The 11060-nt window shown below is 66.7% G+C and carries 9 protein-coding genes and 1 tRNA gene; 5 read left to right on the top strand and 5 right to left on the bottom strand.

What is annotated here, in order from left to right; genetic code table 11:
- Nucleotides 1–76: 76 nt before the first annotated feature.
- Together ACV7NN_RS18180 and ACV7NN_RS18175 are read left to right on the top strand one after the other, a co-directional pair.
- Nucleotides 77–150, top strand: a tRNA-Met gene (locus ACV7NN_RS18180).
- Between the two features lie 91 nt (nucleotides 151–241).
- Nucleotides 242–907, top strand: a complete 666-nt coding sequence (locus tag ACV7NN_RS18175; protein ID WP_463350958.1) for an NUDIX domain-containing protein — start codon at nucleotides 242–244, stop codon at nucleotides 905–907.
- Here the strand turns inward: ACV7NN_RS18175 and ACV7NN_RS18170 are convergent.
- A complete protein-coding gene (locus ACV7NN_RS18170; RefSeq protein WP_463350957.1) occupies nucleotides 891–1463 on the bottom strand; it encodes a PASTA domain-containing protein in 573 nt (190 codons plus the stop codon). The two genes, ACV7NN_RS18175 and ACV7NN_RS18170, sit on opposite strands and share 17 nt — an antisense overlap.
- A gap of 207 nt (nucleotides 1464–1670) precedes the next feature.
- Here ACV7NN_RS18170 and ACV7NN_RS18165 point away from each other — a divergent pair, with 207 nt between their 5' ends.
- Nucleotides 1671–2075 (top strand): SHOCT domain-containing protein, encoded by a 405-nt coding sequence (locus tag ACV7NN_RS18165; protein WP_463350956.1) that lies wholly within the window; start codon nucleotides 1671–1673, stop codon nucleotides 2073–2075.
- A gap of 158 nt (nucleotides 2076–2233) precedes the next feature.
- Nucleotides 2234–3376, top strand: coding sequence for an ROK family transcriptional regulator (locus ACV7NN_RS18160; protein ID WP_463350955.1), 1143 nt, complete (start codon nucleotides 2234–2236; stop codon nucleotides 3374–3376).
- A 49-nt stretch (nucleotides 3377–3425) separates the two neighbouring features.
- Here ACV7NN_RS18160 and ACV7NN_RS18155 read toward each other — a convergent pair whose 3' ends face one another.
- The 4 genes from ACV7NN_RS18155 to ACV7NN_RS18140 all read right to left on the bottom strand — a co-directional run bounded on the left by ACV7NN_RS18155 (nucleotide 3426) and on the right by ACV7NN_RS18140 (nucleotide 9569).
- Nucleotides 3426–3956, bottom strand: a complete 531-nt coding sequence (locus tag ACV7NN_RS18155) for a hypothetical protein (protein ID WP_463350954.1) — start codon at nucleotides 3954–3956, stop codon at nucleotides 3426–3428.
- A complete protein-coding gene (locus tag ACV7NN_RS18150) occupies nucleotides 3956–5086 on the bottom strand; it encodes an ROK family transcriptional regulator (protein WP_463350953.1) in 1131 nt (376 codons plus the stop codon). The genes ACV7NN_RS18155 and ACV7NN_RS18150 overlap by 1 nt, the downstream gene beginning before the upstream one ends.
- Before the next feature lie 308 nt (nucleotides 5087–5394).
- Complete coding sequence (locus tag ACV7NN_RS18145; protein WP_463350952.1) at nucleotides 5395–8334, bottom strand: UPF0182 family membrane protein; 2940 nt, start codon at nucleotides 8332–8334, stop codon at nucleotides 5395–5397.
- 95 nt (nucleotides 8335–8429) lie between these two features.
- Complete coding sequence (locus ACV7NN_RS18140; RefSeq protein WP_463350951.1) at nucleotides 8430–9569, bottom strand: YlbL family protein; 1140 nt, start codon at nucleotides 9567–9569, stop codon at nucleotides 8430–8432.
- A gap of 135 nt (nucleotides 9570–9704) precedes the next feature.
- Between ACV7NN_RS18140 and ACV7NN_RS18135 the strand changes: the two genes are divergently transcribed.
- Nucleotides 9705–11048, top strand: coding sequence for a zinc-dependent metalloprotease (locus ACV7NN_RS18135; protein ID WP_463350950.1), 1344 nt, complete (start codon nucleotides 9705–9707; stop codon nucleotides 11046–11048).
- Nucleotides 11049–11060 lie beyond the last annotated feature (12 nt).

Genomic DNA, 11060 nt, shown 5'->3' with positions numbered 1-11060 from the left:
TGGACGCGCGACGATGGTGCTGCCACCACCCGGGTTCGGAGAGCTCGCGATGTCGTGCTAGAGTAAATTCTTGTGCCGCGGGGTGGAGCAGCTCGGTAGCTCGCTGGGCTCATAACCCAGAGGTCGCAGGTTCAAATCCTGTCCCCGCAACAAAAACGCAGGTTCTGCTGCGAGAGAAAGCCCGGATTCTTCGGAATCCGGGCTTTCTGCTTTCTCGCATTCCGATCGAAAGGGGCACCGGATGCGCGGCACCGACGAACCGGATGCGCGCGGCCGCGTCCAACTGGACCGCACCGGCCTCGACCTCAGCCGCAATCCGCGCGTGGTCGTCACTGAGGTGCGACTCCTCGCCTCCGACTGGCACGTGCTCCGGACGACGACCCTGCAGTATCAACATGCGGACGGCCACTGGTCGACCGAGCATCGCGAGACGTACGACCGCGGGAACGGCGCGACCGTGCTCCTCTACGACCTCGACAAACGGACCGTTCTTCTCACACGGCAGTTCCGGTACCCGGCATACGTCAACGACCATCCGGACGGCATGCTCGTGGAGACCGCGGCCGGCCTTCTGGACGACGACGACCCAGACACCGCGATCCGGCGCGAGGCGATGGAGGAGACGGGCTACGACATCGGCGATCCAGAGCGCGTCTTCGACGTGTACATGAGCCCGGGATCAGTGACCGAGAAGCTGCATTTCTATGCGGCGCCGTACCGCGCATCCGACCGCGTCTCGGCCGGCGGCGGCATAGCCGACGAGGGCGAGGACATCGATGTCGTCGAGTTGTCCTTCGACGCAGCACTCGCGGCGATCGGAGACACCATCGTGGACGCGAAGACGATCATGCTTCTTCAGTGGGCCGCACTGACCGGGCCGTTCGCGCCGGTCACGAACCGAGCGTGACGGTGACGGTCTTGTCCTTCACGGTGGACGGCCCGGGCAGCGGGACCTGACCCACGATGTTGCCCAGCGTGCCCTGGGTGATCGCCGTGGGGTCGACGACCAGCCTCAACTCGAGGCTGCCCAGCGCGAGGAGTGCGTCGGTGACCGACTTGCCCAGAAGGTCCGGGACGACGACCGGGCGGCCCGGCGCTCCCCCCGTGGCTGTCGTCAGTTTCTCCTGGGCCTGCTCGGAGGCCTTCGTCGAGAAGTAGTAGGCGATCGCGCTTCCGACCGAGGCGGTGAGGCCACCGATCAGGGCGCTCGTGGTCGTCGCGTTGTTTCCCGCGATCTCTGCAGCGGTGAGCACGAGCAACCCGACCACGAGGCTGACGGCGATCCAGCTGCGGACCACGCTGCGGTCCGCGCTGTTCGATGCGGTGGCAGCTCTGGGCCAGCCGTTGACAACGAGGAGCACACCGACCACGACCACCACCAGGATGATCGCGCCCGTAAGTGCCCAGGGCGGCAGGCTCCCGAGTGTCGTCGAGGCGGTGGATTCCGCCGCTGTTCCTTTCATGGCCCCTCCCAGGTGGTGCACTCCAGAGCATCGTCCCGTCAGCGGGTCCGCGCATCGGAGTGCTCTCCGATTTCGGGTGCGTGGCCGCACGGACCCCGTCAGCGGCAGGCGGAGGTCCGCGAAGCGCGAATGCTGGCCGTCACTGGCGTCTGGCCGCTAGATTCTGAACTGGGGCACGGAGCCCCACCAGAAAGGGGCACACGAAACATGGACTTTTGGAACAACTTCTGGAACATCATCTGGATCTTCTTCTGGAGCTTCGCGTTCATCGCGTACCTGTTCGCACTCTTCGCGATCATCGGCGACCTGTTCCGCGACCACAAGCTGAACGGATGGTGGAAGGCGGTCTGGATCATCTTCCTGGTCTTCGTTCCGTTCCTGACCGCGCTGGTCTACCTGATCGCGCGCGGGGCCGGCATGGCCCAGCGCAGCCAGAGGGAGGCGCAGGAGGTCCAGGTGGCTACCGACACCTACATCCAGCAGGTCGCAGGCTCCGGCTCCAGCCCGGCGGACGAGATCGCGAAGGCGAAGGCCCTCCTCGACGCCGGCACGATCACACAGGCGGAGTTCGACCACCTCAAGGCGCGGGCGCTGACCCAGACCGGCGCATAGCGTTTCACCCGGGAGGCCGCGGGATCGACTGTCGGTCCCGCGGCTTTCCGCGTGCTCGCCGCACCGTGCGCCGCGTGTCCGGGGCGACCGGCCGACATTCGAATCGGCATTCGCTAGGGTCGAGTGCGGGATGATCGCCCCGCATCGAGGAGCAGACAGTGGCAGAGGATCACGGCAAGGCGACGCAGGCCGCCGTTCGTGAACGGAATCTCACGAGCGCGCTGCAGTTGGTGCTGTCCGGTAACGGGTCGGCCACTCGGGCGGGCATCGCCAGACGCACGGGCCTGACATCGGCCACCGTCTCATCCTTGCTGAACGGGCTGATCTCCGAGGGCCTCGTCATCGAAGGGAACCGCGCCGAGAGTACGGGCGGCAAGCGGGCGACGACGCTCCAGATCGATGCGGTCCGTCACGTGCTCCTGTCGGTCATCGTCCAGCCCGGTCTCGTCCGGGGGGCGGTCGTCAACCTGCTCGGCGACGAGGTCTCCACCGTCTCCGAGCGTACGCACACCGCGGGTGAGATCTCGGATGTCCAGACAGTGGTGCGAAAGCTCGTCGCGTCGACGACACACGCGAGCGTTGTCGCCATCGGCGTGCAGGTCCCCGGCATCGCCGACGGTCCTCTGATCCGCGAGAGCGTGCAGCTGAACTGGACGGACGTCAATCTGGGCGATGCCCTCGCCGGGATCATCGACGCTCCGGTCTTCCTGATCAACGACGCCGACGCCGAGGCGCTGGCCGACTACTCGAACTCCGACCAGTTCGGCGCCAACCAGATGTTCGTCTCCCTGAGCACCGGGGTGGGCGCCGCCTTCATCATCGACGGCACGCTGCTGCGCGGCGCCGCACACCGTGCGGGAGAGATCGGGCACGTTCCCGTTCTTTTCGGTCCGGATGCCCCACCATGCGCCTGCGGAAATCGCGGCTGTCTCGAGGAGGTCGTCTCTGTGACGTCGCTGCTCGGCCTGCCGCACGGAGCCGACCTCGAATCATTCGATCTGGGCGCGCTGGCCCAGCAACCGGAGTCGCGCGACCGGATCGCTTTCGGGGCACGGGTGCTGGCACGCGCACTCCTCCTCGTCGGTGCGGCCCTCGACGTGCCCAACGTCGTGCTGGGCGGCGCGTCCCCGCGACTGGGCGACGAATTCATCAGCCACGTCCGGGCGGAGGCCGCCCGCCACACCGTACGAGCAGCGATGCCGCTCAGCTTCCGCTACGCCAGGACAGGGGCGACCCAGCCGTTCCGGGGTGCGGCGCAGCATGCGCTACACAGTGCGCTCGGCATCTCGTGGGCGATCTGAACGGATCCTGAACGCTGCCGCGCTGCCCGGCCTGACGGGTCGGCGCGGGTCACGCCGCAGGGGTTCCGCCCAGCAGAAAGTCGACGAGCGCCGCACCGCGTGCCTGGTCGTGCCCGAACGTCGCGATGTCCGCGTACCGGAGGTCCGGCAGCGTCAGGCCCATGTCGACCACAAGTACTCTCCCGCAGGTCGAACGCACGTGATCGATCACCGCACGTGCGAAGGCGTGCCGGTGGTTGTCGATGCCGAAGATCACAACCGGAGCGCCCGTGGCGAGCACGAGACGAGGGTCATCATCCTCCCCGACCTGGATCACCGGGTTGTCCTGCCACGGCCGCGCCGACGGCATCCCCGGGCGCGCCCACACCTCGGTGAAGGATACCCAGCGCGCGACACCGAGCGCGTCGTTGTCGATCGTGTCCAGTTGGATGACGGTACAGCGACACCGGAACACGGAGGTCTGCCGCTTCGCTTCGGATGTGTACGCGAACGAACGGGCGAGCTCCGTGCCGCCGCCACCGTCCGGCGGGATGCGGTCTGGGATGGTGGCCCGCTCCCGGGAGCCCAGAACCAAGGTCATCAGGACACCCCGAGCTGACCGGACAGGACCAGGACAGCCGAGCCGCGCACCACGATGTCCCGGCCGAGCGCTGTCATGCGCAGCGTCGCATCCGAGTGGAAGCCGGCCATCGTGCGGTTCCGGATCGTCTCGCCGACCGCCTCGATCAACGGACCGTCGAGCAGTTCGGTCGGGCCGCTCAGCACGACTTCCGAGAGGTTGAGGGCGCCGATGATGGGGGCGAGTGCGACGCCGAGCCGCTGCCCCGCCTCGCGGAGCACGGGGGCGATGGGCTCCCCCGCGACGGCGGCAGCCGCGATGCGCGACTCGAGACGCGGCACGGCGAGCCAGGCCTCCAGGCATTTCTCGCGGTCGTAGGGAGCCTCCGCGCCGTCGTCCGTTCCGACCATGACCTGGCCGATCTCACCCGCAGCGAAGCGGCTGCCGAAGACGAGGGCGCCGGCGACGAGCAACCCTGAACCCACACCGTGCCCGACCTTGACGAGCATCATGTCGCCGTCGGCGTTGCCGAATCCGTGCTCAGCGAGCACAGCGACGTTCGCGTCGTTGGCGACGAACACCGGGAGCCCTGTGCGTTCGGCGATCATGCGCTGCAACTCGAGCTCGATCCACCCGAGGTTGGGGGCTGTGATCACGACACCGTTGGGGTCGACGATGCCCGGAGAGCCGAGGCCGATTCCGAGAACCGGCGCGGTTGCACGAGCTACGAGACGGTCGACCAGCTCGAGCACTTTCGCGGCCGCTTCGTCTCCGCGGCTTCCGGCGAGCGGCACCTCGGCGCTGGCCAGGATCACCCCGTCGATGTCGAGGACCGCGCCCCGGAACACCGTGTGCTCGCTGAGGTCCACCCCGATGATCTGGGTGGCGGCGCGATTCATGTCGAGGAGGACGGCAGGCTTTCCCGGGCGGGCATCGTCGCGCTGACCGAGCTCGACGACGAGTCCTTCGGCGATCAGGCCGGCAACGAGATCTGAGATCGTGACGCGTGTCAGCCCCGTCTCACGGGCGATGTCGGCACGGCTCACCCGGCCGGTCCGGTACAGGGTCTGGAGCACGAGGGACCGATTATGGGTACGCGCGTGTTCCGGGAGCACTTTGGTCTTCGGGCGCAGGGCCCGCCCAGGGGCCATTCCGCGATCCAGGGGGATGGGGCCTGTGTCGTTCAGCGACGAACGTTGTCCGTGATCGACCAACTGCATGTTTGTTAGTAAAGTCGACAACTAAAGTTTTTGCAAGCATTTCTTTTGGGGTCTTCCTGCGAGGCTGCGCCACCTCGCCGACATCCCGCTGGTGTGGCGCCTGAGCGAGGAAGTATGGACGTTTTCAGGGGTCCCCGGCTCGTACGGGCCTGTCGAGCGCCGGCGCCCACTTTGTACAGGCGGTGAACGAAAGCGGGGCGCAGCGCTTCGCGCTGGCCCCGCTTCTCGTCGCGTTCCCGCTACTTCGACGGCGTGGGGGTCGGTGTCGGAGTAGAGGTCGGCGCCGGTTTCGGTGCCGTCTGGGCTTCGGCAGCGAGCGCCTGCGCGATCGCCTTCTTCAGGTTGGCGTCGGCGATGCCGTAGGCCGCCCAGTTCCCCGCCTTCAGGGCTGCGTCGCGATCGAGCAGCGCCTGGCGCGCATCGACCAGTGCAGCCTCCAGGGCGGCGTTTCCCGTCGTCCCGGTGCCGGGCGTCGTCGTGCTCGTTCCACCTCCGCCTCCGGCGTTGGTGTCCCCTGCGGTCGCGCCGGAGTTGCCTCCGAACAGGACGTCGAGGGCACCGTCAAGCGTGTCCTGGAAGGCGATCTTGTCGCCGAACGCAACGAGCACCTTCTGCAGCAGCGGATAACTCGTCTCGCCGGTGGACTTGACGTAGACCGGTTGCACGTACAGCAGTCCCCCGCCGACCGGAAGCGTCAGCAGGTTGCCGCTGATGACGTCGGTCTTGCCCTGCCGCAACAGGTTCAGCTGTTGCGAGACTCCTGGATCGGAGTTGAAATTGTTCTGCACCTGGCCTGGCCCTGGCACAGTGTCGCTCGACGGCAGCGTGAGCAACCGGAGTTTGCCGTAGCCGGACGCCTTCTGACCCGTCGTACCGCCCGCGTCCGCATCGACCGCGAGGTAGCCCTTGAGGACGGACCTGCTCGATTCCGTCGTCGCCAGGGGCACGAAGGTGGAGTAGAGCGAGAAGGACGGCGTGGTCTGGCCCGGCATCTGCATCGTCAGGTAGTACGGCGGCTGCAGCGTGGGGTTGCTCGCCGGCGACACGGGGTCGTTCGGTGTCGTCCAGGCGTCGTCGCGGGAGTAGAAGGAACCCGCGTCCGTCACGTGGTACTGGCCGAGAACCGAGCGCTGCACCTTGAAGAGGTCGGCCGGGTAGCGCACGTGGCTCAGGAGCGCGCCGCTCATGTCGCTCATCGGCTTCACCGTGGCCGGGAAGATCTTCTCCCACGTCTTGAGGATCGGATCGCTCGAGTCCCACGCGTAGAGGGTGACCTTTCCGTCGTACGCGTCGACAGTCGCCTTGACCGAGTTGCGGATGTAGTTGATGTTGTCGAACGGGTAGGCCGGCTTCGGGGTCTCCGTGTCGGCGATGGCGTCGCTCAGGCTGCCCACGTGCGAGTACGGGTACTGGTCGCTCGTCGTGTACCCGTCGATGATCCACTTGACGCGCCCGTCGATGACCGCCGGGTATGCCTGGGAGTCGAGGGTCAGGTAGGGCGCGACCTTCTGCACGCGCTGGATCGGGTCGCGGTCGTAGAGGATCTGCGAGTTGCTGTTGACAGCGTCCGAAAGGACGATCTGCTCGTCCTGGAACTTGAGCGCATAGATCAGCCGCTTGAAGACGTTGTCGAGCTTCGGACCGGCGTTGCCGGTGAACGTGGTATACGTCTGCTGGACGTTGTTCGAACCGCCCGGATAGTCGAGCTCGACCGACTTCTGGCTGCTCGGCGCACCGACGATCGAGTACTTCGGCGACTGCTGGCCGAAGTAGATGCGCGGCTCATAGGTGCCGAGCGATCCGGTGGTCGGGATGCCCGATTCGAGGAACACGGGCTGGCCGTCGGTCGACCGCTGGTTTCCGTAGGCGGCGACGACACCGTAGCCGTGGGTGTAGACGATCGTGTCGTTGTACCAGTTCTGCGCGGAGCCCAGGCCGGACTGCTGGAGCTCGCGAACGGCGACCACCGCATCCTGCTCCTTGCCGTCGATCGTGTAGCGATCGACCGCGAGGTTGTCGGGGAACGCGTAGTACTGGCGGAACTGCTCGAGCTGACGGAAGGACGGGCTCACCTGTGCAGGGTCGATGATGCGGATCTGGGCCGTCGTCTGGGCGTCCTCGCGGAGCTGGCCCTGCTCGGCCGTCGTCTTGGCGTTGTACGGGATCACGTCGATGTTCGACAACCCGTACGCATCACGCGTGCTGTCGATGCTGCGTTGGATGTACGGCGTCTCGAGCGTCTTCTGGCTCGGGTCGACCTGGAACCGCTGCACGATCCACGGGTAGATCGCACCCACGACCAGGGCCGCGATGATGAGCAGCGCTGTGCCGACGAGCGGGAACCGCCAGCGTCCGATGAACGCCGTCACGATGAAGAGGGCCGCGACGAAGATGGCGATGCCGGCCAGGATGGCGCGGCCGGGAATGGTCGCGTTCACGTCGGTGTATGCAGCGCCGTTGACCATGTCGTTGACGTTGGAGTCCGTCACCGTCGCGTACCGGTCGAGCCAGATGCTCACGCCCTGCAGGAGCAGGTAGAGCGCCGAGATTACTGAGATCTGGATGCGCGCGGCCTTCGAGATGCGCACCTCTCGCCCGCTGACGCGCAGCGATCCATAGAGGTAGCAGGTCGCCAGCGTGGCGAAGAGCGAGATGATGACGACCGCGGACGCGAAGCCGACCAGGCCCCGGTAGAACGGCAGATCGAACAGGTAGAAGGAGATGTCGAGGTGGAACTGCGGATCGGTCTTGCCGGAGGCCGTTCCATTGACCCACATCAGCGCCGTCTGCCAACGGCTACCCGTGGAGACGCCCGCGAAGATGCCGAAGACGACAGGGATTCCGTACATCGCCAGACGGCGCAGCGGTTCGATCACCTGCTGGTAGCGGTCGAGTTGGCTGTTCAGCTTCGCGTAGACCGGCCGCAGGCGGTATGCAAGCTGGATCGACAGCCAGAGCGGAACGGCCATACCGAGGAAGCCGATGAAGAAGAGGACCGCCGCGGCGAGCCACTGGGTCGTCAGGACGTTGAGGAATCCCAGCTGCTGGTACCAGAGGATGTCGGCGTACAGCCCGGCGAACACGAAGAACGCGATGACGAGGGCGACGACCACCCCCAGCGTGATCCAGATCGCTGCCCGTCGGCGCCCGGCCGGTCGCCCTGCTGCTGTTGAACTCACGTGCGGCCCTCTTGCTCTGCGTTGAAAGGTCAGAAGCCCATCCTAGGCGCGGGACGCTTGGAGAAAGCTGCGCCTCGCGCGGCCTGTGGAGAGGGCTAGGATGCCGGGCAGGTGGGGAGGCTTGCCGTGCTGGAATGGGTGCTGAGCGCCTTCATCACGGCGAGCGAGTCGTCGAGCGTCTTCACCGAGAACACCTTCAGCCCGGACGGAATGTGACCGGTCACCTCGTCGCAGTTCGACCGGGGCGCGAGGAACCAGCTGCTTCCGGCATCCTTGGCCGCGAACATCTTCTGCCGGATGCCGCCGATCGGGCCGACGTTCCCCTCGTTGTCGATCGTTCCGGTGCCTGCGACATGCGCACCCCCGTTGAGCTTTCCCGGGGTGAGCTTGTCCATGATGCCGAGCGCGAACATCTGCCCGGCGCTCGGGCCACCGACGTTGTTCAGCTGGATGTTCACGTCGAACGGGAATGTGTAGTGCATCCCTGCTCCGATGCCGACGATGACGGTCGGGCCACTCTTCTCCGGGGTGATCTCGACCGTGCTGGCGGCGCCGTCGCGGACGATGCCGATCTTCGCCGGCTTCCCCGCACCGTTGGCCTTCAGCAGGTCGCGGAGCGTCTGCACGCCGGTGACGTGCACACCGTTGACCGTGATGATCTCATCGTGGACCTTGAGCACGCCGTCGGCCGGCGAGCCCTTGATGATCTGCTTGACGACGACTTCCTGCGGGTAGGTGTAGCCGAGCTCGTTGAGTGCGGCCGCGATCGCGTCCTGCTGCGAGTCGACCATCAACTGCGTGTTCTCCTTGTCGCTCTGCTGCGTCGTCGTGCCAGGCGGGAACACGTCGTCGACCGGCAGCACGGCCTTGCTCGGGGTGAACCAGGCGGAGGCGACCTCGATCCAGCTGGGAAGCGAATCGGGGTTTCCGACGAGCGAGACGGTGAGCAGGTTGAGCGAACCCGCGGTCGGGTACGTGGTCTCGCTCGGGATGGTGATGAGCGGCCTCGCATCCTTCGACGGTGCGCTGCCGACCGGCTGGTCGGTTCCGAGCGTGTTGAAGACCGGTCCGGGCTGCTCGATCACATACGGCGCGGGGACCAGGGCGAGGACGAGGGTGAGCACGAGCGCCGCGCCGACGAACGACCAGCCGATGATGACGCTGCGCTTCGGCCGGATGCGCTCCGGCTGATCGCCCGGCTCCGGCCTGAGATCGTCGTCGGTGAAGAGTGCCACGCCTGTGCCTTCCTGATGTTCGCGACGGGCGGACACCCAACCCCTGAGCCTAGGCCAATTCCCATCCTGCTCCGAAGAATCACGGGCTAGCGTAGATTCTGCGCCTGAAAGGTTGCCAATACGAAAGGCGAGACGATGGCCGATGATCCCGACAAGGACCAGGACGACGAATTCCGCGACATGCTGCGCGAATTCCTTTCCGGCAACTCGTCGATCGACCCCAGCCAGCTCGCGGGCGCGGCGGGGCTTCCGAACGATCCGGCCAGCATGGCGCAGCTGCTCGGGCAGCTCCAGAACGCCATCCGCAGCAACGGAGACGGCATCAACTGGGACCTTGCGCTCGAGCAGGCACGAACGCTCGCCGGTGCGGATGCGCGGGCGACGGAGCCTGCGGAACGCGCAGCCCTGGAGCAGGCGTTCCACGTCGCCGCCCTGTGGCTAGACGGCGTCACCAGCGTGTCGGAGCTGACGACGCAGCCGCAACTCATCGGGCGCGTGGAGTGGACCCGGCAGACCATGCCGTTGTGGACCCAATTGGCCGAGCCGGTGGCTCTCAGCATCTCGGATGCGCTCACCCGCGTGCTCAAGGAGCAGGCACCGGAGGAGATGCAGGGGATGCTCGCGAACGCCGGCCAGATCATGCGCTCGATCGGCGGCGCGCTCTTCGCGATGCAGCTCGGCCAGGTGGTCGGCCAGCTCGCGAAGGAGGTCGTATCGGGGGGCGACATCGGTATCCCTCTGCTCGAGGACGGTCATGCCGCACTCCTGCCGCAGAACGTCGCTGAATTCGGTGAGGGTCTCGACATCCCCGACGACCAAGTGCAGCTGTATCTGGCCGTCCGCGAACTCGCCCACGCTCGGTTGTTCCGTCACGCGAAATGGCTTCGCCTCCAGCTGATCACCTCGATCACGGAGTTCGCGAAAGGCATCACCATCGACACCGGCCGGCTCGAGGAGCTCGCCGAGAGCTTCGACCCCTCGAACCCGGAAGAACTCCGCGAAGCGATGGTCAGCGGTGCACTGATTCCGCCCAAATCAGAAGCGCAGCAGGCCGCGCTCGCCCGCCTCGAGACCGTCCTCGCACTCGTCGAGGGCTGGGTCGATGTCGTCACTGCGGAGGCGACGAAACTGCTTCCGAAGGCCGATGCCATCGCCGAGACGGTGCGCAGGCGTCGCGCATCCGGTGGTCCTGCCGAGTCGGCATTCGCCACCCTCGTCGGCCTGGAACTGAGGCCGCGGCGCCTGCGGGAGGCCGCTGCGATGTGGAAGGCGGTGAGCGAGGCGGCAGGCCCCGACGGGCGCGACCGGCTGTGGTCGCATCCCGACCTGATGCCGACCGGGGCCGACCTCGACGACCCGTCGGCACTGGTCGCGCGTCTCACCGCGGAAGCGAGTGGCGAGGAACCGGAGTACGACGCGGTCGACCAGGCACTGGAGGACTTGCTGCGCGGCGACACCGAGCGCCCGACAGAGGAGTAGTCGTCCGCCACC

Source organism: Leifsonia sp. Ger2509 (genome assembly GCF_055231915.1).
This window is presented reverse-complemented; position numbering and strand designations above follow the sequence as displayed.

What these genes read in the sequence shown, in the direction of transcription:
- ACV7NN_RS18175 (WP_463350958.1), top strand. Translation starts at nt 242, where the DNA reads ATGCGCGGCACCGACGAACCGGATGCGCGCGGCCGCGTCCAACTGGAC.
- ACV7NN_RS18170 (WP_463350957.1), bottom strand. Translation starts at nt 1,463, where the DNA reads ATGAAAGGAACAGCGGCGGAATCCACCGCCTCGACGACACTCGGGAGC.
- ACV7NN_RS18165 (WP_463350956.1), top strand. Translation starts at nt 1,671, where the DNA reads ATGGACTTTTGGAACAACTTCTGGAACATCATCTGGATCTTCTTCTGG.
- ACV7NN_RS18155 (WP_463350954.1), bottom strand. Translation starts at nt 3,956, where the DNA reads ATGACCTTGGTTCTGGGCTCCCGGGAGCGGGCCACCATCCCAGACCGC.
- ACV7NN_RS18150 (WP_463350953.1), bottom strand. Translation starts at nt 5,086, where the DNA reads ATGGCCCCTGGGCGGGCCCTGCGCCCGAAGACCAAAGTGCTCCCGGAA.
- ACV7NN_RS18135 (WP_463350950.1), top strand. Translation starts at nt 9,705, where the DNA reads ATGGCCGATGATCCCGACAAGGACCAGGACGACGAATTCCGCGACATG.